Source organism: Nonomuraea sp. NEAU-A123 (assembly GCF_018603905.1).
Taxonomy (GTDB): Bacteria; Actinomycetota; Actinomycetes; order Streptosporangiales; family Streptosporangiaceae; genus Nonomuraea.
Map to the genome: position 1 here is coordinate 1 of NZ_JAHFZZ010000005.1, position 24,340 is coordinate 24,340.

The following is a 24,340-nucleotide window of genomic DNA, read 5'->3' on the forward strand; positions in this document are numbered from 1 at the left end:
GAGGTCTCCCACCACGAGAGTGGGTAAGGCTCCCGGTAGACGACCGGGTTGATAGGCCGGAGGTGGAAGCACGGTAACGTGTGGAGCTGACCGGTACTAATAGGCCGAGGACTTGACCACAAAGCTTTATGCTGTGGTGTGTGCTGCGCTCTGTTACTCTTCGCCGGGTCCAGAGCAGCGCCGCATCACGGGTCTTCTTGCTCGCGTCCACTATGCAATTCTGAGACTGCAAACACGTGTTGTTTGTTTGTTTCATAGGGTTACGGCGGTTATGGCGGGAAGGAAACACCCGGTTACATTCCGAACCCGGAAGTTAAGCTTCCCAGCGCCGATGGTACTGCACTCGGGAGGGTGTGGGAGAGTAGGTCACCGCCGGACAATCTTTGGTTCGGGAAGGGCTCCACGCTTACGCGTGGGGCCCTTTCTGCGTTATGGGGCCAAGTCCGCCGCCAGGGGCTCCGGCCAGCCGCTCTGTGTGCGGCCCTACGGCGTGCTGGGGTGGTGTGCCCAGCTCGCCGTAGACCACGCGCGTACTCTCGTTCACCGCCTCCACCAGCAAAGAGGCGGTCATGCAGGGAGAACGTCACCGCGTGCGGGTGCGTATCGTCGCTCGGACGCGGTGACGTGACAGGGCGACGGCCACGGCACGCCACACAATGGCATTGGCCCTGGGGCCGGCTCTGCTCTACAAACGGGCAAGGCCGGCCCGTACGGGACCGCGACAAATGTGCAGGTCCGCGGATTAGAGTCGTACAAGCCGCTTGGCAGGTTCAGGATTGGCCAATTGCGCTTCGGCGCGTCCGAGGCCAAATCGAGGAATCAAACCGCTTATCCGCGAAGAACGAAGACACCCCAGCCCAGGTACTGCCTGCCGTACTCGAGATGAGAGCGGCGTGCCTGGTCCAGGAATTGCCGCAACTCCGCTGCCTCGGGGTCGTCAGGATTTTCTCGTAGCCATTCGCTCAGCGTCCACCATTGTGCGGCGACGTACCTGTCCCAGGTGTCTTGGTTCGCCAGCACCATTTCTACCAGCTCGTAACCGGCGTCCTCGATGCGTTTGGCCGTACCGGACAATGAGGTGAACAGGTCGCTCGGTACTTGAAGCGATGCGTACGCTTCGGGTGGTGGTGGGCTGATCCAGTAGCAATCGCCGACCAGGGCGAGGCCGCCAGGGCGGAGCAGGCGGCGCATGAGGGTGAGCGTGCCGGGGAGGCCGTCGCCGATCCAGGTGGCGCCGATGCACGAGACGATGTCGTACGAGTGCGGTTCGTCCTCGTAGGTTGCCGCGTCCGCCTCGACGAAGCGTACCTGATCGGCTACGCCGAGCTCGTCGGCGCGTTCTCTGGCGGCGTCGAGGAAGACCTTGCTGATGTCCACGCCTACCCCGTGTGAGCCGTAACGGGCGGCCCAGCGGGTGAGCATTTCGCCTTTTCCGCAGGCGAGATCCAGTTGGCGGGTGCCTGGCCTGATGCGGCAGATTTCGCCGATGAGGTTGAGTTTTTCGTCGGTGATGGCGTTCAGAATGCGATGGCCCGACTCGGCGATCTCATGGAAGCGGAGCGACATGCCCAGTAGTTTTCCCGAAGCGTTCAATCGGCGCGACCGAATATGCGGCCGGGGCAGGCTCAGTGACGTGCTTCGGCTTGCTAGGCTGGTGGTACCGGGCCATCCCACCGCGGGTGGCCTTCGTCGCGTAAGGCCTGAAAACGGGGCGGCGACCCTGCCACGGCGGACCGTCATGTGACGCACGAGTCTGCTGAGTGAGCCAACGAAATGGACCAGAAGTGAACAGTGATAACGGATCGGACGGCGGACAGCGCGAACGGGGGGACGGCGGAGACAAGCGCCCCCAGGACGGCGACAGGAGCGGCGGGTACGGCTCCCGCGGGCGTGACCAGCGCGACTCCAGGGGCGACCGTCCGTTCCGTTCCGATGACAGGCCGCATACCGGCGACCGCGGGGCACGGCGCGAAAGCGGCGACCGTGGTGCGCCGCAGGATCGTGGGCGCGGCGAGCGTTCCGGATACCAGGGACGCAGCGACCGGGGTACCGGGCGCGATGGCGGAGGATATCGCGGGCCGCGCCGTGAGGGCGCGCTCAGTGATGACCGTGGGCCTCGTCGCGAAGGCGGGTTCAGTGGTGACCGCGGCCCCCGTCGTGAAGGCGGCTATAGCGGTCCCCGGCGTGAGGGCGGGTCCGATGACCGTGGCCCTCGTCGTGAGGGTGGTTACGCCGGCCCGCGCCGTGAGGGCGGGTTCGGTGGTGACCGTGGTCCGCGTGGCGAGGGTGGTTACCAGGGTGGCGATCGTGGGCCGCGCCGTGAGGGTGGCTTCCGCGATGATCGAGGCGGACGCGGCGGCGATGACCGTCGTCCGTTCCGCGACCGTGACGATCGTGGCCCGCGTTCTGACAGCGGGTCCGGCGATGACCGTGGCCCTCGCCGTGAAGGTGGTTACGCCGGCCCTCGTCGTGAGGGTGGTTACGCCGGTCCCCGTCGTGAGGGCGGGTTCAGTGGTGACCGTGGTCCGCGTGGCGAGGGTGGTTACCAGGGTGGCGATCGTGGGCCGCGCCGTGAGGGTGGCTTCCGCGATGACCGTGGGCCCCGTCGCGAAGGTGACGCGCCACGTCGTCCGTTCGGCGACCGTGGTCCGCGCGCCGATGGCGGATTCCGCGACAACCGGGGTTCGCGTCCTGAGGGTGGCGACGATCGTCGTCCGTTCCGCGACCGCGATGATCGTGGCCCTCGGCGTGAGGGCGGTTACGCCGGTCCTCGTCGTGAGGGCGGGTTCGGTGGCGATCGGGGTCCGCGGCGTGAGGGCGGGTTCAGCGGCGATCGGGGTCCGCGTGCTGGTGGGGACCGTGGTGGTTTCCGCGACCGTGACGGTGGCGCGGATCGTCGTGACGACCAGCGCCCGGGCGGGTTCCGCGGCGACCGAGGTGCGCGTCCTGAGGGCGGTGCCGACCGTGGGCCCCGTCGCGAAGGTGACGCGCCACGTCGTCCGTTCAGCGACCGTGGTCCGCGCGCCGACGGCGGATTCCGCGACAACCGGGGTTCGCGTCCTGAGGGTGGCGACGATCGTCGTCCGTTCCGTGATCGCGATGACCGTGGCCCCCGTCGTGAGGGCGGCTACGCCGGCCCGCGCCGCGAGGGCGGCTTCCGTGATGATCGGGGTTCGCGTCCTGCGGGTGGTGAACGTCCGTCGGGTGGCGACGATCGTCGTCCGTTCCGCGACCGCGATGACCGTGGCCCCCGTCGTGAGGGCGGCTACGCCGGCCCGCGCCGCGAGGGCGGGTTCGGTGGTGACCGCGGTCCGCGGCGTGAGGGCGGGTTCAGCGGCGATCGGGGTCCGCGTGCTGGTGGGGACCGTGGTGGTTTCCGCGACCGTGACGACCAGCGCTCGGGTGGGTTCCGTGACGACCGAGGTGCGCGTCCTGCGGGTGGCGATCGTCCGTCGGGTGGCGACGATCGTCGTCCGTTCCGTGACCGTGATGACCGTGGCCCTCGTCGTGAGGGTGGTTACGCGGGTCCGCGCGGCGAGGGTGGCTTCCGTGACGACCGGGGTCCCCGCCGTGAAGGCGGTTACCGTGACGATCGTGGCCCGCGCGGCGACGACCGTTCCCGTCCGTTCTCCCGCGACTCTCATGACGACCGGGCTTCCAGCGGCACCCGTGCCAGGTTCGGCCGTTCCGAGGACGACGCTCCGCAGCGCGAGCCACTGCCCGAGGTCGCGCCCGACATCACCGCCGAAGAGCTCGACAAGGAAGTACGCGACGAGCTGCGCTCTCTCCCCGGCGACCTCGCCGAGTTGGTGGGCAGGCACATGGTCGCAGCCGAGCGCGCACTCGAGGAGGACGACCCCGATCAGGCACACGAGCACACCAAGGTGGCCCGCAGGTTCGCGGCCCGCATCGGTGTCGTGCGTGAGGCGGCGGGCATTGTCGCCTACCGCGCGGGGCACTTCTCCGAGGCTCTGAGCGACCTGCGCGCGGCGAGGCGGATGACCGGCTCCGACGCGTACCTGGCGGTCATGGCCGACTGCGAACGCGGTCTCGGTCGTCCGGAACGCGCCCTCGACCTGGTCCGTTCACCCGAAGCCGAACGCCTCGACAGGGCGGGACGCATCGAGCTGTCCATCGTCGAGTCCGGCGCCCGCCGCGATCTCGGCCAGAACGACGCCGCCGTCATCACCCTCCAACGCCTGCCCGAACTGCGTGACACGCAGGCGAAGCCCTGGTCGGCTCGTCTCGCGTTCGCGTACGCAGACGCGCTGGCCGACGCGGGTCATCAGGAGGCCGCCACCGACTGGTTCGCCAGAGCGATGGCCTTCGACGAGGATGGCGAGACGGATGCCGCCGAGCGGTACGCCGAGCTGACGGGCGCCGTCATCGAGGACGTCGAAGAGGACTTCGACGACGAGGACGCGGGTACGGCCGACGAAGTGGACGAGGACGTCGACGGGGACGTCGACGACGAGGACGAATTCGAGGACGCCGGTACGGCCGACGAAGCCGACGAAGTGGACCAGGACGTCGACGAGGCCCTCGCCGAGGCAGGCGACCTTCTGGATGACCGCGAGCCCGTTGACGGTCAGACTGCCGACGCCGAACCTGCGGATCAGCAGGACGACACGGCTGGCCAGAGGGACGACACGGCTGTCCAGCAGGACGTCGACGACCAGGACAGGTCCGCTGACCTGCAGGACGTTGACGATGACCAGGACGAGTCCGCTGACCTGCAGGACGTCGACGATGAGCAGGACGGGTCCGCCGGCCAGGCGGAATCCGCCCCTGAGCCGGTGGGATCCGCTTCTGAGCAGGACGCCGCCGAGGAGGCCGCACCCGAAACCTCCAAGCTCGGCGACATCCTGGACGGTCCGGATGACGCTGAGCCCGAGTCCGGCGACGTGCTTGACGGCCCAGGTACGACGAAGTCGGACGCCCCGGCGTCAGAGGCCCGTCTGCCCGAGGTCCCGATGACGCTGGGCATTAGTCCGGCGTTCATCGAGCCCGACTTCGGCGACATCCTGGACCAGTCCGACGAACCAGCCGAGGACGCCCCCAAGCGCGACTCCAAGCGCGAAGACTGACGTCCCGCTCCGCCGTACATCTCGCAGAGGTGTACGGCGGAGTCATGCGGCCGGTCGCTGGTACGGCATGCCGGTTCTTCGACCCGCAGGTCGTATCAGAAGGTCAGGGCGAGACGCGGTCGAGCCAGTGGTAGATGCCCGCGACGTTCGACGGGGCGCCACTCAGCAGCTCGAACTGCTCCGCCGTCTCGTCGTCCGCCCTAAGTGCTTGGTACCGCTCCCTGGTGCGGTCCCTGACCATGGCGACGGCGTGGTCGAGGTCCAGACCCTCCCCGTGTACCTGGCGGGTGAGATCGACCCAGACGCGAAGTTCCTCCGCGGACCGTTCGAGCGTCTCCTGTACGGCGCCGACCGGTCCATAGTGGCTGAACAGCAACCGCTGCGGACCAAGTGCCTCGAACAGCGCGATCGAGCTGAGCGCCGTCTCCAGGTCGAAGTCCGGAGGCGGGGTGGCCGGGCGGAGGTCCCCGGTCTGGGGCAGGTACACGCCGACGGCGTCACCCACGTACAGGTCGCCGGTGGCGGAGTCGATGAGGCCCACGTGATGCTTGGCGTGGCCGGGGGAGTAGTGGCTGTTCAACGTCCTTCCGTTGCCCAGGTCGATGGACCCGGTGTCGCCGAGTGCGATGATGCGGTCGGCCTCGGTTGGCGACAGTTCGCCGAATAGCGTGTCGAGGCGGTCACCCCACACCATCCTCGCGCTGGCCATCAATCTTGACGGATCGGCCAGGTGTCTGGCTCCCTTCTCATGCACCACGATCTGGGCAGATGGGAAGAATTTCGCCATGTCTCCCGCGCCGCCGGCGTGGTCCAGATGGATGTGCGTGACCACGACCGTGGCCAGGTCCTCGGGGCCCACGCCGAGCGCGGCCAGTGCGTCGCGGACCACGGGCGCGGAGGTCGAGGTGCCGGTCTCGACCAGGCATGGGCGATCACCGAGGATCAGGTACCCCGCTGTGATGCCCGAATAGCCCGCCATCCTCGTATCGATCTCATAGACGTCGCCGCCCAGGGCGGTGATGTTGTCCACAGGCACTCCCGATCCGCTGCCGTTATCCCCAGAATGGCGTTCGAGCCGATCCGGCGTCCCCCTCATCGTAAAGAGTGATCTCACCAGAACGCCGATGGGAGGACGACAGTGGATCGCAACGAGGTCGTACTGGTGGGAAGGCTGTCCGCGACGCCAGAGGACAAACCCCTGCCGAGCGGTGACATTCTCACGAAATGGCGCCTGATCGTGCGCCGCCCGCACCACAGAAGCGATCAAACGATGACGGACAGCGTGCCATGTGCGACCTTCGATCCCGAGGCGGCCGCGTTCGTCCGCAGCCTCAGACCTCGCGACACCATGGAGATCAAGGGCGCCTTCCGCTGCCACGTCTACGGCCCGACAGCCGCCAAGATCTGGCGCTATGAAGTCGAGGTCAGCATGGCCAAGGCAGCCCCGCCTGATACAGCGGATCAGCCGAGGCCGTCGCGAAAGCCTCGGAAACCCTTCCCACCCTCGCGGACTCGGCGACTCGAGAACGATCCGGAACCACCGGAGGGTCAGGAGTGCCGGCGAGGCCCGGCGCCGCCGCAAAGCCCAGAGCCTTCCGGAAGTGCGATGGCTCGGGATGTGCCCGACGTCATGGCATCCGTCCCACCACCACGCCCAGCTCCCGACCTGGCCCAAACTGGCTAGCGCTCGCTCTCTCCCTGTGGCTGCGCTTCATCACAGGTAGCCGCTGCGCGGGGGTGGGAGGCGTCCGCCAATGGGCGGTGGGTTGGTGGCGAAAGGGAAATGCCTGCGGGCAACCGCGCTGCCCACAGGCATTTGCGGGCATCCGCACTGCCGCTTTCCCGGTCTGGCGGCCCTTCCACCCCTCCCGCCCCTTCCTTCCCAACAGCCCTTAGTTGGTCCGGCGCTGTGAGTGATCGGCGCGCACGTCAGCCGTGGTGGGGTGCGGAAACAGGGGCTGATCTCGCTCATAGAGCAGTGATGGCTCACCAGAGCGGAGGCGTTGAACGGTGACCGCGCGTCTCGCAGCCATGCCATCCGTTGTACTCGCGCACCCCATGGCCAGGCACTCGTCGGCGCAGAAGGCTCTCTGGAGCCACCTTCCGGTGCTGGGAGCACCGGACCGATGCCTCGCCTCAACCGGTGGCGAAGGTGCGAAGGACGAGGCCCGTTATGGGCTTGGGCCCAAAGGAGGTTGATTTGCGAGGGACACGCTCGCCGCCCGCCGCGATGGCCAGCACGTCGTCGACGGCGAGCGGCTTCAGAATCACCGCGGTGCCACCTGTGTCGAGAGCCAGCTGCAGGGCGGCCTTCGGGTCATGATGCACGATCCGTACGGCCTGCTGATCATCCTCCATGCCCCACACCTTGGGCAGGACGAACTCACTGAGGATGGAGATGTTCAGCGAGTTCCACCGATCGGAGCGGTCCGGCGGCATGGCGCGGGCGAGCTGCACCGGATCGGGGTTGGTGAGCAGGTGGTAGCCACCTTCCCCGGCGAGCAGAAAGGCAGGCTCCCCTGCGGCTTCGAGCGCGGCCAGGCCCTGGCCGAGGTCGGCATGGTCGTGGACGCGCCACGATCCCTTGGCCCTGGCCGCCGCCTCGGCCAGGGGCAGGCCGGGGATGACGCGGTGGATGGCCTTGAGATCAGGTGGGTACGCGGTCGAGTCCACGAGCAACGCCAGCCCGAAGTCCCATGGACCGAACGCGGATTGTCCCTGCTCGCTGCCGTGCACACGCTGTCCTACGGGCTGGACCCCGTGGGCTGATGTGGCGGTGGCGGGGTCTGGCTCCTGGTCAGGTCCGGCGTCGGAGGCCGTGTTCTGGGTTGGTGTGCTGGTGGGCCTTGGGGCCTGGGTCGGTGGGCCCTGGGTTGGTGTGGTGGTGGGCACTGGGTCCTGGGTTGGCGGGTTCTGGGTTGGTGTGGCGTTGGGCTGAGTGCCGTGGGTTGGCGCGGGGTTCGGCTCTGGTTCCGCGTCCAGATGTGGCTGAGTGCCCAGTGGTGAGGGGGCGGGAGGTTGTGGGGTGGCGGGTGAGGGTGTGGTGAGCGGGGGCCATGAGCCGGGGGTTTGGCTGGCGCGGGCCGCGTGCTCCTGGCGTTGCAGGACCCGGTATGTCGCGTACCTGTGGTGGCCATCGGCTATGAGGGCTTGGCGGGTTCGGAGGTCGGCGTTGACGGCGTCGATCTCCGCCGGATCCGTGATCGCCCAGAGGCGGTGGTACAGACCGTCTGCCGTACGGGCCGTCACCAGAGGTTCGCGTGTCGCGGCTACGTGATCCACCAGCCGGGTGGTCGTTCCTCGGCCGCCGTCGTAGAGGAGGAAAATGGGTTCGAGGTTGGCCTGGGTGGTGCTCATGAGGGCGAGCCGGTCGGTGACGGGGCCGGGGAAGATGTCTTCGTGGGGGAGGATGATGCGCCGAGCCGGGTCCGAGAGGGCGACGTCTCCGATGAGGCCGCGCTGTAGGACGCCGGGTCCGTGCTGCTCGTACACGTACAGGGCCGGTTGCTCGTCAGGGACCAGCACCTTCGCGTCCAGCCAGGCGAGGAGGGTGTCGCGGGCCACGTAATAGCGCTCGTCCACTGAAGGTTCCGGCGTGTCGCCATATGGCTGGACCGCTGTGTCCCCGACCGCCGCACCATGCCGCTCATCGCTGGGGCCATCGAGCGGGCCGGCCGGTCCTGGGCCGCCCGTGGGCGCTTCGTCGTCGGGGAGCTGTTCGGTGGCTTCTTCCGGTGGGGCGCTGTGCTGGCTGGCGGCTGGGTTGTCAGGCGTTCTGCCGGGGTGGTGACCGATCGGGATCCGCGACGGGTCGTTGTCGTGAGCGGCGGCTGCGATTCCGGAGCCGTCGTGCGTGGCGATGGAGTCTTGGGGCTGGCGGATGCCGACGGCGTAATCGGGCGCGCTCTGATGGGTGCTCTCGGTCAGGCTGCCCGGGGTGGCAACGGATGGTTTGTCGTCTGTTCCTGCGACGGGGCCGGCGTCGTCTGAAGCGACGCTTGATGTCGTGCTGGGGTGCGGTGGGTGTTCTTCGGGGGACTTGAGGGCCGCTGAGCAGGGAAGGATGAGGCGGACGACGTTGTTGGGATGAGAATCCAGCAGAGCGCGAACGTCGCCGTCGGCAATCAGGTCGTAGGGCGGGGAGGTCACCTTGGCGGGATCGTCGACCATGAAGCGGACGCCGCGGAAGGGGCGTAGGAGCAGTCCATCGGGCACCGGCAGTTCAGGATTCCCCATACCGGGCATGCTCCCATAAGTGTCCGGGTCTTCCGGAAGTAGCCCCCGAACCACCTAGCGATGCCTGATTCCGCGGCGAATTCAACCGGAGCCTTGTCAGCCGATGAAGGAGGCCTCACGCATGGTCCAAGGTAGAAACGTTCACGATGAATCCCCCGGATCTCCGGGAGGTGACGTTTACGACTGGTATCAGCGCGGGGTGAAGCTTTTGAAAGAGGGCAGTCCGGCAGCGGCTGCCGCACTGCTCGAGCGCGCCGCGGCCGCGGAGCCCGATTCGCGCAGCATCAGAGAGGCGCTTGCGCGAGCGCAGTTCAATTCACGGCAGTACGCGGACGCTGCGGCGAGCTTCCGACAGATCGTCGACGCCAATCCGACGGAGGATTACGCGTATTTCGGGCTTGGGTTATCGCTGTGGCGGACGGGTGATGTTGAGGGTGCTCAGGAGCCTCTCGCGATCGCTGTGGCCATGCGGCCGGAGGAGCGGCACTACGTGTCCGCGCTGAAGAACGTACGCGCCACTCTGCGGGCCCGTCGTGAGATGTAGTGGATAGGTAGCTCCGGCGGCTTGGCGTGGAACGCCGGTGCAGCAGGGGTCCGAGCGAAACTCCGGCGTTCGAGGGCGGGTCCGTGGGGACGAGTCGTTGAGTGGGCTCGGACATGTTCTCCGCGGCTCAGGCATGGCCCGGGTGCGCAAGACCCCGCTCGCAGATCAGCCGGGCCGCGCCGCCGGCGGCCTGGTTGGCGGTCCGGAGGCAGACCGGGGTGTCTCAGGCGCGGGGTGGCGCTTCGATACGGCTTGGCTGTCCTGGGCGCGTTTTGGCGCTTCGCGGGCATGGCTCGGTGCTCTGGACGCGAGCTTGGTTCTCCGGGAACAGTCGCAGGGGATTCGAGCGAGGGTCCGGCGTTCAGGGGCTCAACCGGGCTGTCCTGGACGCGTTCTTGATGCTTCGCGGTCATGAGCCCGGTGCATTGGATGCGGGTTTGGGCTCCTGGGAGCAGCCCCGCGCTTGGGGGACGAGCTCGATGTCCTGCTGGAAGGGCTTGTGCTCGGGTATGACCCCGGTGTTCTGGATGCTGGTCTTGGGCCATGGGCGGCGTCCCGGTTCCCTGAGGCGGGCGCCAGACGGGGGTGAGTGGTCAGGTTGAGAGTGGTTCGAGCGTTTCGTGGGACTTTGCGATTGATGCTGCGAAAGATCCATCTCGGAGGGGGTGCGTTTGAGATGGTGCGTGGTCAGTCCTTGGTGAGGACGATCGCGAGGCCGGAGAGTGCGTCGTTGATCTTGTTGGCGTCGAAGCTCGCGGGGTTGAACTGGTCGGCTGATTCGAGGCCGAGCCATTCCAGGCGCTCCTGGTGCTCCTCGTGGGCGGGATCGGCGAGGATTTCGAGGAGGTATTCGTAGCCCCAGACGCCGCCGGAGTCCTCGGGTGGTCCTGCACGGCGTCCAGTAAGGCAGCGTGGGTAGGCCGTGCCGGGTTCCGGATCGGTGATGGCTTCGACCAGGATTTCGTGTTCCCAGTCGTCGCCGAAGTCGTAGGTGTAGCGGAGCCGGTCATTCGCATGGGGAGCGACATGGTCGAGTCGCCTGGAGGCTGCGCTGCGGATCTCCAGCTCGCGGTCGGTGACGCCGAAGCGGCCGGTTGCGGTGTCGAAGACCCACATGTGGTAGTTCTCCCAGCCGAAGGACGCTTGGATGACGTCGTGGAGGTGCCGCAGAGTACTGTCCGAGGCGACCTCCAGACGGCGCCAGACCAGTGGTCGGGAACCGCGCAAGGTGACCTTGATCTTGTGAATTGTCTGCTTCGCGCTGGGGGTGTTCGTCACAGCGTTATTCTGCCGCTTCGTTGGGTTCGGTGTGGGCGGTGAGCTTAACTTGTCGGCTTGTGGGCGGCTCTGATTTGGCGTATTTGGCGTATTTAGCGCGTTGAGTCGCATAGGGCACAAGTGCTGGCGCTCGTGATTTGGCTGTTGTTGTTGTGATCGCAACCGGAGCGCGCATTGTTGTTGGCCGGTAGTGATGTGAGCTGAGTGACGAAAGTGGCTGTCGGTGAGTGGTTGCGCTCCATCGACTGGCGCATATTGTCCGTGCCGCCCCAGCCTTCCTCGGCCTCCGACGCGTGCCCCGAGGCGTGCTGCGACGCGTGTCTTGTCGGCTGGATTGAGCGTGTCGGGGTCGACGTGCCCCGATGTGTGCGCGGGCGCGTGCTGCGACGCGTGCCCTGAAGCGTGCCGCGACGCGTGCCTCATCGGCCGGATAGAGGGCGTCGGGGTCGACGTGCCCCGATGCGTGCGCGGGCGCGTGCTCCAATGCGTGCGCCGACGGTTGGGGTTGGCGAATGGGGCGGTGCGTTTCGCGAGGTTGAGGGGGAATGTGTGGATATGGTCAGCCTTTCGCCAGATGGGTACGAGGCCGACGCTAAAGTCGCACGCGGCGTGAGAAGTCAAACGGGAAGAGGCGCAGTGCTGATCGACGGCTATGACACCCTGCTGCTCGACCTCGACGGGGTCGTCTATCTGGGCCACCACGCGGTGCCCCATGCGGTCGAGTCGCTGGAGGAGGCGCGGGGCAGGGATGTGCGGCTGGCGTACGTCACCAACAACGCCTCACGAACCCCCGCCGCGACCGCCGCGCATCTGCGCGAGCTTGGAGTCCCCGCCAAGGGCGAAGATGTCGTGACCTCGGCGCAGGCCGCCGCCCGGCTGGTCGCCGAACGGGTGCCGCCGGGCTCCAACGTGCTCGTGGTCGGGGGTTCCGGGCTGCGGCTGGCCATACGGGATCAAGGGCTCAGGCCCGTGACCACCGCGGATGACGCGCCGGTCGCCGTTGTGCAGGGGATCGCGCCCGGTCTCTCGTACGGCCTGCTGGCGGAAGGCGCGCTGGCGGTGCGGCATGGCGCGTTGTTCGTCGCTGCCAATAGGGACAGTACGTTGCCGACGCGGCGGGGTGAGCTGCCGGGAAACGGGGCGATGGTCCGGGTGATCGCCACCGCGACCGGGGTGGAGCCGGTGTTCGCGGGCAAGCCCGATCCGCCGTTGCATCGGGAGTCGGTGCTCCGTACCGGGGCGAAGCGGCCGCTCGTGGTGGGTGACCGGCTCGACACCGACATTGAGGGCGCGGTCAACGCGGGCGTCGACGGGTTGCTGGTGCTCACCGGGGTGGCCACGCCGCTCGACGTGCTCACGGCCTCCCCACGGCAGCGGCCGACGTACGTGGCCGAGGATCTGTCCGCGCTGCTGCAGCCCTATCCGGAGGTACGGCAAGGCGCCTGCGGAGGTTGGCGGGCACGGTGGGTCGACGGGGTGCTCACCCTCGAGGGTGAGGGCAGCCGCATCGACGGGCTGAGGGCGGCCTGCGACGCCGCCTGGACGCACGCGGGCGAGGGCCAGGCCGAGGAGGACGCCGTCAAACCGGTACTGGACCAGATCGGCTGACCGGCCGCGCCAGGCAGCTCGGACCGGCTGACCGGACATGTCGCGGGGCCAGATGGGTGGTCGCGGCGGAGGCGGCGATCGGCTGGCTGGCCGTGTCAGGGAGGTCGGTTCGGTTGATGGGACGTGTCGCGGGGCTAAGGCGCGCGAGCGGACGCGTCGGCGGAAGGTGGCTCGCGCGGAATGCTCCGTGCGAGGGTCGACGGTCGCCGCGCGTCTGGCTCGGTTGGTCGGTCTCGATGGTGGGGCGAGGGGAGGGTCAGAGTAGGCGGCGTAGGCGCAACAGGTCGCCGAAGCTGGCGTCGATGCGTACCCGGCCGCCGAGCAGTGCGCGTGCCAGGTCGAGTTCCCCGTCGACCAGCGCGATCAGGTCGTCGCTGACGATCGTCAGCTTGACGTCGGCCGACTTGCCGTTCGAGGGCGGGTCTTCCGCGAACGGGTCCAGCCCCTCAGGATGCAGGCGGCCGTAGAAGATCACGTCGAGGTCGGAGACCCGGCAGCTCACCGTACGTTCGACCACGTGCTTGGCCCGGTCCTCCTCGCCGATCTCGTCGAAATGGGCGACGAGCTTGGCCAGTGCCGTCCGGCACTCCTCGACGCTTGCCATGGTGGGATCCTTTCTTCCATTCCGGACGGTAGCGTTCCACATCAGTGGCACCCCGTGTGAACCTTCAACGTGTGACATGCCTGCCAAGGTGCCGGGTGCTCGCGTGAGGCGTTACGGTCGTGTCATGAGTGAGCTTCCGGAGGAGACCGGCGACGAGCGGGTCGACGCGGTCCTCGCCGGTCTCGGCGACCTGGCCGGGCGGCCGGTGGGAGAGCACGTCACGGTGTTCGACCAGGCGTTCTCCGGGCTCGAGGCCGCGCTGGGGAGCGTGGACGGCCAGATGGGCGACCAGTGAGCCGACGTATCCGGCTGGACAGCGAGCTGGTACGGCGCGGCCTGGCGAGGTCGCGGGAGCAGGCGGGCCAGCTCATCGAGGCCGGCCGGGTCACGGTCGGCGGGCGGCGGGCGGGCAAGGCGGCGACCCAGGTCGACACCGCCTCGGCCATCGTGGTGGCTGAGTCCGCGGACGGCCCCGACTATGTCTCGCGCGGCGCGCACAAGCTGCTCGGCGCGATCGAGGCGTTCGGCGCGCTGGAGATCCGGGGGCGCCGGTGCCTCGACGCGGGCGCGTCCACGGGCGGGTTCACCGATGTGCTGCTGCGCCACGGCGCCGAACGCGTGCTCGCCGTCGACGTGGGTTACGGACAGCTCGCCTGGTCGTTGCGGACCGACGACCGGGTGACGGTGATGGAGCGCGTCAACGTACGTGATCTGACCCCGGAGATGGTCGGCGAGCCACCTTCGCTGATCGTCGGCGATCTGTCGTTCATCTCGCTGCGGCTCGTGCTGCCCGCGCTGGCCTCGGTGGCCGCGCCTCAGGCGGACTTCGTGCTGCTGGTCAAGCCGCAGTTCGAGGTGGGCAAGGATTTGGTGGGTGCCGGTGGAGTGGTGCGCGATCCGGTGTTGCGGGCGGGCGCGGTGCGCGCGGCCGCGGCCAAGGCGCGTGAGCTGGGTCTGGCGGTACGCGGCGTGACCGCGAGCCCGCTGCCCGGTCCGTCAGGAAATGTGGAGTATCTGCTCTGGCTGGGCAAGGGGGAGGGCGAGCCGCCGGTCGCCGACCTCGACGCCGAGATAGAGCGGGCCGTCGCGGAAGGGCCGCAATGAACCGAACGGTGCTGGTCACCGCGCACACCGGGCGGGAGGCCGCGGTCGACAGCGCCCGTCTGGTCATCGACCGCCTCGTCGCCGCCGGGATCCAGGTCAGGGTGCTCGATGTGGAGGCCGGTGACATCGGCTGTCACGGCATCGACGTGGTGCCCTGTGATCCCCTGGCCGCCAAGGACGCCGAGATGTTGATCGTGCTCGGCGGCGACGGCTCGCTGCTGCGTTCGGCCGATCTCGCCAGGCCCACCGGCACGCCGCTGCTCGGCGTCAACCTCGGGCACGTCGGCTTCCTGGCCGAAGCCGAGGTCGCCGATCTGAAGTCGGCGGTCGACAGCGTGGTCGAGGGCCGCTACGACGTCGAGGAACGCATGACGATCGACGTGCTGGCCAGGCAGAACGGCCAGGTGCTCGCCGACACGTGGGCGCTCAACGAGGCCAGCGTGGAGAAGGGCGAGCGCATGCTGGAGGTGGTCGCCGAGATCGACGGGCGGCCGCTGTCCCGCTGGGGCTGCGACGGTGTGATCTGCGCGACCCCGACCGGCTCGACCGCCTACGCCTTCTCTGCGGGCGGTCCCGTCGTGTGGCCGGAGGTCGAGGCGCTGCTCATGGTGCCGATCAGCGCGCACGCGCTGTTCGCCAGGCCGCTCGTGGTCTCGCCGCGCTCGACGCTGGCCGTCGAGATCCTGCCCGAGACACCGGGCGGGGTGCTCTGGTGCGACGGCCGGCGCCGCTTCGACCTGCCGTCCGGAAGCCGGGTGGAGGTACGCCGCGGCTCCGAGCCGGTACGGCTGGCCCGGCTGCACGGCGTGGAGAGCACCGGCGCCCCCTTCACCGACAGGTTGGTCGCCAAGTTTGAGCTACCCGTTCAGGGCTGGCGCGGACGGGTGCGTCCCTGACTCAATTACAGGTGCAGCGCGTACAGTTAGATCGCACAAGCGTTCGGAGCGACGGGAGTGGGCAGTGCGACCAAGGGTCGAGGAGGTCCGCATCCAGGGGCTTGGCGTCATCGATGAGGCTGTTTTGGAGCTTTCGCCAGGCTTCAACGTGGTCACCGGCGAGACCGGTGCCGGCAAGACGATGGTCGTCACCGGGCTTGGATTGCTGTTCGGCGGCCGGGCCGACCCTTCCCGTATCCGGCCGGGCGCCGACAAGGCCACCATCGAGGGCACGCTGGTCATCGAGCCCGGCGGCCGCGTCTCCCAGCAGGTCGAGGACATCGGCGGCGAGATCGAGGACGGCGAGCTCATCATCTCGCGCACCGTCTCGGCCGAGGGCCGGTCGCGGGCCTGGCTCGGCGGCCGCACGGTGCCCGTCGGCACGCTGACCTACCTGGCCGACGACCTGGTCGCCGTCCACGGGCAGATGGACCAGCAGCGCCTCCTGCAGCCGGCCAGGCAGCGGGCCTCGCTCGACCGCTACGCCGGTGACGATCTGGTCAAGCCGCTGCGCGCCTACACCCAGGCGTACAAACGGCACAAGCAGGTGGGGGCGCTGCTCGACGAGCTCACCACCCGGGCGCGCGAGCGCACTCAGGAGGCCGACCGGCTGCGGTTCGGCCTGGAGGAGATCGAGAAGGTCGAGCCGAAGGCCGGTGAGGACATCGAGCTGCGCGGCGAGGAGGAGCGGCTCTCGCACGCCGACGCGCTGCGCGGTGCCGCGACGACCGCGCACACGGCGCTGCTCGGCGACCCGATGGAGTCCTCGAGCGGCACGCACGACGTGATCTCCCTGCTGGGCGAGGCCCGCACGGCCGTCGAGGCGGTGCGCGACTACGACACGCAGCTCGCCGGGGTGGCCGACCGGTTGGCCGAGGCGGGTTACCTCATCTCCGACGTTGCCACCGACCTGGCCGCGTACGCCGAGTCGATCGAGGCCGACCCGGCGCGGCTCGCGGCCGTGCAGGACCGCCGGGCGCTGCTGTCCGGGCTGATCCGGAAATATGCCGAAGACAGCGCAGGTGTCCTGCGGTGGGCCCAGGAGGCGTCCGCCCGGCTGGTCGAGCTGGAAGGCGATGACGAACGGATCGACGAGCTGACCCGCGAGCACGACGAGCTGACCGCCCGGCTCACCGAGCTGGCCGCGGAGCTGACCCGGGTGCGTGAGGGCGCCGCCGAGCGGTTCGGTCAGGCCGTCACCGACGAGCTGACCGCGCTGGCCATGCCGCACGCCAGGGTCATCGTCCAGCTCACCCAGGTCGCCGACTTCGGCCCCGAAGGCGTCGACGAGGTGGAGCTGCGGATGGCCGCCCACCCCGCCGCGCCGCCGCTCCCGCTGAACAAGGGCGCCTCCGGCGGCGAGCTGAGCCGCGTCATGCTCGCGATCGAGGTGGTGTTCGCGGGCGCCGACCCGGTGCCGACGTTCGTGTTCGACGAGGTCGACGCGGGTGTGGGCGGCAAGGCCGCGGTCGAGATCGGGCGCCGCCTCGCCAGGCTGGCACGTACCGCCCAGGTCATCGTCGTCACCCACCTGCCGCAGGTGGCCGCGTTCGCCGACCAGCATCTGGTGGTCGAGAAGGCCAGCGACGGCAGCGTCGTGCGCAGCGGTGTCCTCGCCCTCAACCATGAAGGCCGCGTCCGCGAACTGTCGCGCATGCTGGCCGGGTTGGAGGACTCTGAGCTGGGCAGAGCCCATGCCGAAGAGCTACTCGGGCTGGCGGCCGCCGATCGGTGATCCTGAGTGACATAGCGGACACGCCGCGCAGTGCGTGGCCCCTGCGCTGCTTCACTCTGGCAGGATGGTCTTGATGAAGGTACCGGGGAGCAGGATGCCGGGCCTCCGCGCTAGGAAGGTCGCAGACCTTCCCGGTGTCACGGCAGTGGCGAGAGTCGATCGGCGGACGAAGAGGCTGACCAAGCGCCTCCAGCCCGGTGAAATAGCGATCATCGATCACGTGGACGTGGACCGGGTCAGCGGGGAGGCTCTTGTCGCGTGCGGGGTGTCGGCGGTGGTCAATGTCGCCGCCGGCATCAGTGGCCGCTACCCCAACCTCGGTCCGCAGATCATCATCGAGTCCGGGGTGCCGTTCGTCGACAACGCCACCCAGGACCTGTTCGAGCGGGTCAAGGACGGTGACGTCGTACGGCTCCACGAAGGGGTCGTCTACCTCGACGGCGATGTGGTCGGCAAGGGCGAGGAGCAGACCCCCGAGGCGGTCGACGCCGCCATGGCCGAGGCCCGTGCCGGACTCGCGGTGCAGATCGAGGCTTTCGCCGTCAACACGATGGAGTACGTTCGGGGCGAGGGCAAGCTTCTCATCGACGGAGTCGGCGTGCCGGACATCCGCACCCCCATGGAGGGCAGGCATGTCCTCATCGTGGTGCGCGGCTACCACTACAAAGACGACATCGCCACCCTGCGCCCGTACATCAGGGAATACCGCCCCGTGCTCGTCGGGGTCGACGGCGGCGCCGATGCGCTGCTGGAGGCCGGTTACCTGCCCGACGTGATCGTCGGCGACTTCGACTCGGTCTCCACCAAGGCGCTGAGCTGCGGTGCCGAGCTCGTCGTGCACGCCTACCGCGACGGCCGGGCGCCCGGCCTCGAACGGGTCCACCAGCTCGGCCGCGAAGCGGTGATCTTCCCGTCCACCGGCACCAGTGAGGACATCGCGATGCTGCTGGCCGACGACAAGGGCGCCGAGCTGATCGTGGCGGTCGGCACCCACGGCACGCTGGAGGAGTTCCTCGACAAGGGACGCTCCGGGATGGCCAGCACCTTCCTCACCCGGCTGCGGGTCGGGAGCAAGCTCATCGACGCCAAGGGCGTGAGCAGGCTCTACCGCAGCCGCATCTCGACGCCGCAGCTGCTGCTGCTCGTGATCACCGCGTTGATCACGATGGGCGTCGCGCTCTTCCTGTCACCGATCGGCCAGACCTGGCTGAACGGTGTGCAGGACTTCTGGAACGCCTTCATCTTCTGGCTGGTCGGACTCTTCTCGTGATCGATTTTCGCTATCACCTCGTCTCCATCGTCGCGATCTTCCTCGCGCTGGCGGTGGGCATCGTCATGGGCACCACGCTGCTCCAGTCGCCCGCCATCGAGCTGGCCAGGCGGACGAGCGACCAGATGACCAAGGACAACACCAGCCTCAGAGCCGAGATCGACTCGCTGCGCGGCAGGGAGGCGGGCAACGACTCCTTCGTCACCGCGCTCACCCCGCAACGCGTCGCGGGCGAGCTGACCGGCCAGCACGTCGTGCTGATCGAGTCACCGGGCTCCAGCACCACCTACCGCGAAGCCGAGCAGCAGGTCCTCGCCCAGGCGGGCGCCCTGATCACGGGACGGGTCGCCCTGACCGAGAAGTTCGTCGACGCCAAGCAGAGCGGCGTGGTCGACGGCCTGGCCAACAGCCTCAAACCGGACGACATGACCTTCCCCGCGGCGGCCACCGCCTACCAGAAGGCCGGCGCCGTGCTCGCCGCCGCCGTCATGACCACCGACCCGGCCCAGGCCAGCACCGCGAACCCGGCCACCGGGGCCGTCCTCGGCGGCTTCGAGGAGGGCGGGTTCCTCAGCGTCGAGGGCGACCCGAGCAAGCGGGCCACGCTCGCCGTGATGTTCGCCCCGGAGAAACCCTTTGAGGGCGAGAACGCCGACGCCCAGGCCGACGCCCTCGTCTCGCTCGTGAGCGGCCTCGACGCCGGCGGCAAGGGCTCGGTGCTGACGGGCTCCGCCGCCACCGCCGCCGCCTCCGGAGGCGTGATCAACGCGCTGCGCGACGAAGGCGAGATCGCCAAGCGCGTCTCGACCGTCGACACGCCCGACATGCCCGCGGGCCGGATCGTGATCGTCGACGCGCTCCGCGAGCAGCTGAGCGGCCGCGCCGGCCACTACGGCATCGGCACGGGAGCCGCGTCCTTCCAGCCCGCGGTACCGACCGCGACCCCGTCCCCCACCCAGTCAGGGAGCTGACATGGCTCGTGGCCTCCGCTACGCCCTCGTCGGCGCCGCGATCGGCGCCGTCGCCGCCCGTGCCGCCTACACCGCCTTCACCCGCCTGGCGCCGCGCGCCGGCGAGGAGAAGGAGCCGGGCCGCTGGACCCGCACCAACCACCGCGGCGAGCCGATCACGCTGCTGGAGGGCCCCGCGTTCGTGGCCGGCTCCGGCGTGGCGGCCGCGCTGGCGCCGGGACTTCCTCCCCGGGTACGCCTGGCGGCGCTGCTGGCCGGGGTCGGCAGCGGAGCGCTCGGCGCCTACGACGACCTCTACGGCACGACCAAGTCCAAGGGCTTCAAGGGGCACCTGACCGCGCTCGGCCGCGGCGAGGTGACCAGCGGGGCGGTCAAGATCCTCGGCATCGGGGCCACCGGGCTGGGCGCGGCGGCGCTCGTCTCGCGGGGGCCGGTCGACACGCTGGTCAACGGGGCGACCATCGCGGGCACGGCCAACCTGGCCAACCTCTTCGACCTGCGGCCCGGCCGGGCGATCAAGGTGGGCCTGCTCACGGGCGGGCCGCTGCTGGCGGCGTCGCTCTTCCGCGACGCGCCGCTGACCGCCGCGCTGACCGCCGTGCCGCTGGGCGCGGCCGCCGCGCTGCTTCCCGACGACCTCGGAGAGCGGGCGATGCTCGGGGACGCCGGCGCCAACGCGCTGGGCGCGCTGCTCGGGCTGGCCGCGGTGACGAAACTGGGGCGGCGGGGGCGGTTCGTGCTGCTCGGTACGGTGGCGGCGCTGACGGCCGCGTCGGAGAAGGTCAGCTTTACCAAGGTCATCGCCGGCAATCCGGTGCTCAACCGGCTCGACATGCTCGGTCGCCGTCCCGTCGACCCCGTGTGAGTTGATGGGACGCGCTGCGCGAATGTCGGTGCGGCCTGCCAGGATGTTCCCGTGATCGGGTGCGGGGCGGGGCGGGCGTGGTGAGGGAGCGGCTCCTCCGTGGCGTCGCCGGTGGTGCGCTGCTCATCGGGGCGATCACCGTGCTGGCGCGGGTCGCGGGGTTCGCCAAGCAGTACGCGTTCGCCCAGACCGTGGGCACCAACTGCCTGGCGACCGCCTACGGCACGGCCAACCAGATCCCCAACATCGTCTTCGAGGTCGTCGTCGGCGGCGCGCTCGCCGGGATGGTGGTCCCGGTGCTCGCGGGAGCCGGGCGCGAGTCGGGCGGCGGGGCGGCGCGGGAGCGGGTCGGGTGGATCAGTTCGGCGCTGCTGAGCTGGGTGGTCGTGGTGCTGGTGCCGCTCGGTGTGCTGACCGCGGTGCTCGCCGGGCCGATCGTCGGGCTGTTCTTCGGCGACGACGTGCCCGGCTGCGACGTGGGCGCGGTGACCGCGGTCGCCACCCGCATGCTGGTCGTCTTCGCCCCCCAGATCCCGTTGTACGGCGTCGCGGTCGTCCTGTACGGCGTGCTCCAGGCTCACCACCGCTTCGCCGGGCCCGCGGTCGCCCCGCTGGTGTCCAGTGTCGTGGTCATCGTCGGCTACCTGCTGTTCGTGCCGCTCAGCGAGGGGATCATCGATCCCGCCCGGGTGCCGGGGCCCGCCGAGCTCGCGCTGTCCGTGGGGACCAGTCTCGGGGTGCTGGCCCTGGTGCTGACCGTGATCGGCCCGGCCGCCGGGCTCGGGTTGCGGTGGCGGCCCACGCTGCGCTTCCCCGACGGCGTGGCCGTACAGGTGCGCAGGCTCGCGCTGGCCGGAGTCGCCGCGCTGCTCGCCCAGCAGGCCGCCATGGTCGTGGTGCTCGTGCTGTCCAACAAGCAGATCGGCAACGGGGCCATCGCGGTCTACAACTACGCCTGGGCGATCTACCTGGTGCCGTACGCGGTGCTGGCCGTGCCCATTGCCACCAGCGCTTTTCCGCGGCTGTCCGCGCAGGCGGGGGACGGCGACGCGGAGGGGTTCGCGACGCTCGCGGCGCGGACCACGCGGGCGGTGGTGCTGGTGTCGGGGCTGGCCGCCGGGGTGCTCGCCGCGGTCGCCGAGCCGGGGGCGGTGGTGTTCCTCGGCTTCAAGAGCGAGGTGCCCGCGCAGGTGTTCGCGCACGCGATCGCGTTGTTCGCGCCTGGGCTGATCGGTTACGGGCTCATCGCGCATCTGAGCCGCGTCCTGTACGCGGCCGGGCGCGGGCGGGCCGCGGCGACGGGCACCGTGGCCGGGTGGGGTGTCGTCATGGTGGCGCAGACCGTGTTCGTGCTGGTGTTTCCCAGTGAATGGAAGATCGGGGGGATGGCGCTGGGCATGACCGTCGGGATGACGGTGGGGGGTGCGCTGCTGCTCGTCTCTGTGGTGCGGGCGCGGGGCCGGGTCGCGGTGGCCGGGCTGGGCCGGGCCGTGCTGGCGTCGGTTGCCGGGGGTGGTGCGGGTTACCTGGCCGGGGCGGCGGTCGTGGGGGTGCTGGGGGCGCGGGGCATCTGGCCCAATGTCGGGGCGACCGTGCTGGCGGCGCTCGTGGCGGTCGTCGCGGGTGGCGTGGTCGTGGCGTTGGTGGATCGGCCGACGGCTCGGGCGGTGGCCGGTTCGTTCAGACGTGGTTCTGGGAAGTGAGGAGTGGCTGTGCGGGTGGCTTTCGTGCTGGGCACCACGTCCGGTGGTACGGGACGGCATGTCCGGATGCTGGTCGAGGGGCTCGTGCGGCGTGGCCATCGCGTGGTGGTCCTGGGGCCCGGGAGTGTCGAGGAGCGGTTCTCCTTCGGCGGGGCCGGGGCCAGGTTCGTGGAGGTGCCGATGTCGGATCGGCCGCATCCGGTCAATGACCTGCGGGCCGTGCTCGCGATCAGGCGGATGACCAAGGACGCCGACGTGGTGCACGCCCATGGGCTCCGGGCCGGGGCCCTGGCCGGGCTGGGGCTGTGGGGCCGGGTGACGGGGCGAACGCGGATGGACGAGCGGTCCGGCGCAGCGGGACGGGCGCCAGGGGATGAGCGGTCCGGTGCGACGGGGCGGGCGCCAGGGGATGAGCGGTCACGGGTGGGGGCGCTGGTGCCGTTCGGGGTGAAGAGGCGGGTGCCGCTGGTGGTGACGCTGCACAACGCGCTCACCGCCGGAGGGCTGATCGGGGCCGTCTATGGCGGGCTCGAACGGGTCGTGGCCAGGAGGGCGGACCAGGTGCTGGTCGTCTCGCCCGACCTGGGGGAGCGGATGAGGGCGCTGGGGGCGCGGGACGTGCGGCCGGCCGTGGTGCCCGCGCCCGTGCCACGGGCGGCCCGGCGGTCGCCGCAGGAGGTCAGGGCCGAGCTGGGGGCCGGGGGGCGGCCGATCGTGCTGGCCGTCGGCAGGCTGGCTCAGCAGAAGGGTTACGAGACCCTCCTCGACGCCGCTCGCGGGCCCTGGCCGGGTGAGACGCCGCTGTTCGCGGTGGCGGGGGAGGGGCCGTTGCTCGGGGAGCTGCGGCGCAGGATCGAGGCCGAGACGCTACCCGTGGTGCTGCTGGGCAACCGGGATGACGTGCCCGACCTGCTCGCCGCCGCGACCGTCGTGGTGTGGGCGAGCAGGTGGGAGGGCCAGCCGCTGAGCGTGAGCGAGGCGCTCATGGTCGGGCGGCCGGTCATCGCGACAGCCGTGGGCGGGATTCCCGATCTGGTCGCCGGGGCGGGGATTCTGGTGCCGTACGGGGATGCGGCGGCGTTGCGGGCCGCCGTACATGATGTGGTCGGAGATGGTGCCGAGGCGGCGCGGCTGGCCGCGGCGGCGGCGCGGCGGGGGGCCGAGTTGCCCGATGCCGAGGACGCGGTCGAAAGCGTGCTCAATGTTTACGCACGGCCATGATCGCATGAAGGATTAGGCGAGACTTACGCGTTCTCATATACTGCGTGCGTTAGGGAGGGGAGTATCCCTTCGTGGCAGCCTCGTCATCACGGTGCAGCCCCGCTCCACGGGGCCCCCGGGGCTGCCGGTCCGCGATCTTGGCGGGCGGGAGAGACCTCCGGCAGTCGTATTTTGCATGCCGGAGGTAATAGAACGTGATCGTACCCGTCTGGGCCTGGATCGCCGTCATCGGTGGCCTACTGGTCGTCCTCGCCATCGACCTCTGGATCGTCGACCGGGGTGAAGCCCGCGAGTTCTCGATGCGGCAGGCCGGATACTGGGTCACGTTCTATGTCCTGCTCGCGGTGGTGTTCGGCGGTGTGCTGTGGGCCACGATCGGTGGTGCCAAAGCGGGGGAGTTCTTCGCCGGCTACATCACCGAATACAGCTTGAGCGTCGACAACCTGTTCATCTTCTTCATCATCATGAGCAGGTTCGCGGTGCCCAGGGCGTACCAGCACAAGGTGCTGCTCGTCGGGATCCTGCTGGCGCTGGTCATGCGCGGCATCTTCATCGCGCTCGGCGCGGCCGCGCTGGAGCGGTTCAGCTGGTTGTTCTACGTTTTCGGTGCTTTCCTCGTCTACACCGCGATCAATTTGATCCGGCAGCACCTCAAGGGCGAGGAAGATGAGTTCAGCGAGAACATCCTGCTCAGGTGGGTGCGCAAGGCGTTCCCCACCACCGAGGGGTACGTCGGGTCGAAGGTCACCGTCAAGATCGACGGGCGGCGGATGGTCACCCCGATGCTGATCGTGATGATCGCCATCGGCAGCACCGACCTGTTGTTCGCGCTCGACTCGATTCCAGCCATCTTCGGGCTCACCAAGGACCCGTTCATCGTCTTCGCGGCCAACGCGTTCGCGCTGATGGGACTACGTCAGCTCTACTTCCTGCTGGGTGGCCTGCTTCAGCGGCTGGTCTACATCAGCTATGGACTTGCGTTCATACTGGGCTTCATCGGGGTTAAGCTGATATTGGAGGCACTGCACGCCAGCGAGGTCTCCTGGGCGCCCGAAATCCCCATCTGGGTGTCGCTCTCGGTCATCGGCGCCACCATGGTCATCACTACCGCGGCCAGCCTGATCAAGGCCCGTGTCGATGCGCGCAAGGGCGAGGAAACCAGCAGGGCTAGCTAAATGG

Annotated in this window: 20 protein-coding genes and 2 rRNA genes; 16 read left to right on the forward strand and 6 right to left on the reverse strand. The window is 69.3% G+C overall.

Features of this window, described 5'->3' with window-relative positions:
- A 23S ribosomal RNA gene (locus KLK06_RS15675) occupies positions 1–120 on the forward strand; the annotation flags it as partial.
- Between the two features lie 141 nt (positions 121–261).
- A 5S ribosomal RNA gene (rrf, locus tag KLK06_RS15680) occupies positions 262–378 on the forward strand.
- A gap of 450 nt (positions 379–828) precedes the next feature.
- Here the strand turns inward: rrf and KLK06_RS15685 are convergent.
- Together KLK06_RS15685 and KLK06_RS15690 are read right to left on the reverse strand one after the other, a co-directional pair.
- Positions 829–1,566 (reverse strand): cyclopropane-fatty-acyl-phospholipid synthase family protein, encoded by a 738-nt coding sequence (locus KLK06_RS15685; RefSeq protein ID WP_214636213.1) that lies wholly within the window; start codon positions 1,564–1,566, stop codon positions 829–831.
- Between the two features lie 170 nt (positions 1,567–1,736).
- The gene (locus KLK06_RS15690) at positions 1,737–3,872 is read right to left on the reverse strand and encodes a hypothetical protein (protein WP_214636214.1); all 2,136 of its coding nucleotides are present in this window, start codon (positions 3,870–3,872) and stop codon (positions 1,737–1,739) included.
- Between KLK06_RS15690 and KLK06_RS15695 the strand changes: the two genes are divergently transcribed.
- Complete coding sequence (locus tag KLK06_RS15695) at positions 3,822–5,087, forward strand: hypothetical protein (protein ID WP_214636215.1); 1,266 nt, start codon at positions 3,822–3,824, stop codon at positions 5,085–5,087. The two genes, KLK06_RS15690 and KLK06_RS15695, sit on opposite strands and share 51 nt — an antisense overlap.
- Positions 5,088–5,190: 103 nt before the next feature.
- Here KLK06_RS15695 and KLK06_RS15700 read toward each other — a convergent pair whose 3' ends face one another.
- Complete coding sequence (locus KLK06_RS15700; RefSeq protein ID WP_214636216.1) at positions 5,191–6,117, reverse strand: MBL fold metallo-hydrolase; 927 nt, start codon at positions 6,115–6,117, stop codon at positions 5,191–5,193.
- Positions 6,118–6,225: 108 nt separating this feature from the next.
- Here KLK06_RS15700 and KLK06_RS15705 point away from each other — a divergent pair, with 108 nt between their 5' ends.
- Positions 6,226–6,771, forward strand: a complete 546-nt coding sequence (locus KLK06_RS15705; protein WP_214636217.1) for a single-stranded DNA-binding protein — start codon at positions 6,226–6,228, stop codon at positions 6,769–6,771.
- 452 nt (positions 6,772–7,223) lie between these two features.
- Here the strand turns inward: KLK06_RS15705 and KLK06_RS59890 are convergent, their stop codons facing one another.
- The gene (locus KLK06_RS59890) at positions 7,224–9,323 is read right to left on the reverse strand and encodes a DUF1015 family protein (protein ID WP_250905528.1); all 2,100 of its coding nucleotides are present in this window, start codon (positions 9,321–9,323) and stop codon (positions 7,224–7,226) included.
- Positions 9,324–9,444: 121 nt separating this feature from the next.
- On the opposite strand from KLK06_RS59890, the gene KLK06_RS15725 reads away from it, so the two are divergent.
- Positions 9,445–9,867 carry a M48 family metallopeptidase gene (locus KLK06_RS15725; RefSeq protein ID WP_214636218.1) on the forward strand — a complete coding sequence of 141 codons (423 nt, stop codon included), beginning with the start codon at positions 9,445–9,447 and terminating at the stop codon, positions 9,865–9,867.
- Positions 9,868–10,554: 687 nt separating this feature from the next.
- On the opposite strand, the gene KLK06_RS15730 is transcribed toward KLK06_RS15725, so the two are convergent.
- Positions 10,555–11,145 carry a plasmid pRiA4b ORF-3 family protein gene (locus KLK06_RS15730; protein ID WP_214636219.1) on the reverse strand — a complete coding sequence of 197 codons (591 nt, stop codon included), beginning with the start codon at positions 11,143–11,145 and terminating at the stop codon, positions 10,555–10,557.
- Between the two features lie 636 nt (positions 11,146–11,781).
- Between KLK06_RS15730 and KLK06_RS15735 the strand changes: the two genes are divergently transcribed.
- The gene (locus KLK06_RS15735) at positions 11,782–12,753 is read left to right on the forward strand and encodes an HAD-IIA family hydrolase (protein WP_308168276.1); all 972 of its coding nucleotides are present in this window, start codon (positions 11,782–11,784) and stop codon (positions 12,751–12,753) included.
- A 256-nt stretch (positions 12,754–13,009) separates the two neighbouring features.
- On the opposite strand, the gene KLK06_RS15740 is transcribed toward KLK06_RS15735, so the two are convergent.
- Positions 13,010–13,357, reverse strand: coding sequence for an SCP2 sterol-binding domain-containing protein (locus KLK06_RS15740; RefSeq protein ID WP_214636221.1), 348 nt, complete (start codon positions 13,355–13,357; stop codon positions 13,010–13,012).
- 124 nt (positions 13,358–13,481) lie between these two features.
- On the opposite strand from KLK06_RS15740, the gene KLK06_RS15745 reads away from it, so the two are divergent.
- From KLK06_RS15745 to KLK06_RS15790, 10 genes are all read left to right on the forward strand, one after another.
- A complete protein-coding gene (locus KLK06_RS15745; protein WP_214636222.1) occupies positions 13,482–13,652 on the forward strand; it encodes a hypothetical protein in 171 nt (56 codons plus the stop codon).
- Positions 13,649–14,461, forward strand: coding sequence for a TlyA family RNA methyltransferase (locus KLK06_RS15750; RefSeq protein ID WP_214636223.1), 813 nt, complete (start codon positions 13,649–13,651; stop codon positions 14,459–14,461). Before KLK06_RS15745 ends, KLK06_RS15750 begins: the two co-directional genes overlap by 4 nt.
- Positions 14,458–15,357 (forward strand): NAD kinase, encoded by a 900-nt coding sequence (locus KLK06_RS15755; protein ID WP_214636224.1) that lies wholly within the window; start codon positions 14,458–14,460, stop codon positions 15,355–15,357. Before KLK06_RS15750 ends, KLK06_RS15755 begins: the two co-directional genes overlap by 4 nt.
- Positions 15,358–15,421: 64 nt before the next feature.
- A complete protein-coding gene (gene recN, locus KLK06_RS15760; protein WP_214636225.1) occupies positions 15,422–17,131 on the forward strand; it encodes a DNA repair protein RecN in 1,710 nt (569 codons plus the stop codon).
- 73 nt (positions 17,132–17,204) lie between these two features.
- Complete coding sequence (steA, locus tag KLK06_RS15765) at positions 17,205–18,401, forward strand: putative cytokinetic ring protein SteA (protein ID WP_214636226.1); 1,197 nt, start codon at positions 17,205–17,207, stop codon at positions 18,399–18,401.
- Entirely contained in the window at positions 18,398–19,372 is a 975-nt protein-coding gene (locus KLK06_RS15770) for a copper transporter (protein ID WP_214636227.1), read from the forward strand. The genes steA and KLK06_RS15770 overlap by 4 nt, the downstream gene beginning before the upstream one ends.
- Before the next feature lies 1 nt (position 19,373).
- Entirely contained in the window at positions 19,374–20,237 is an 864-nt protein-coding gene (locus KLK06_RS15775) for a hypothetical protein (RefSeq protein WP_214636228.1), read from the forward strand.
- An 80-nt stretch (positions 20,238–20,317) separates the two neighbouring features.
- Entirely contained in the window at positions 20,318–21,940 is a 1,623-nt protein-coding gene (murJ, locus tag KLK06_RS15780; protein ID WP_214636229.1) for a murein biosynthesis integral membrane protein MurJ, read from the forward strand.
- Positions 21,941–21,949: 9 nt separating this feature from the next.
- Entirely contained in the window at positions 21,950–23,161 is a 1,212-nt protein-coding gene (locus KLK06_RS15785) for a glycosyltransferase (protein WP_214636230.1), read from the forward strand.
- Between the two features lie 194 nt (positions 23,162–23,355).
- Complete coding sequence (locus KLK06_RS15790; RefSeq protein WP_214636231.1) at positions 23,356–24,336, forward strand: TerC family protein; 981 nt, start codon at positions 23,356–23,358, stop codon at positions 24,334–24,336.
- The last annotated feature ends 4 nt before the right edge of the window (positions 24,337–24,340 follow it).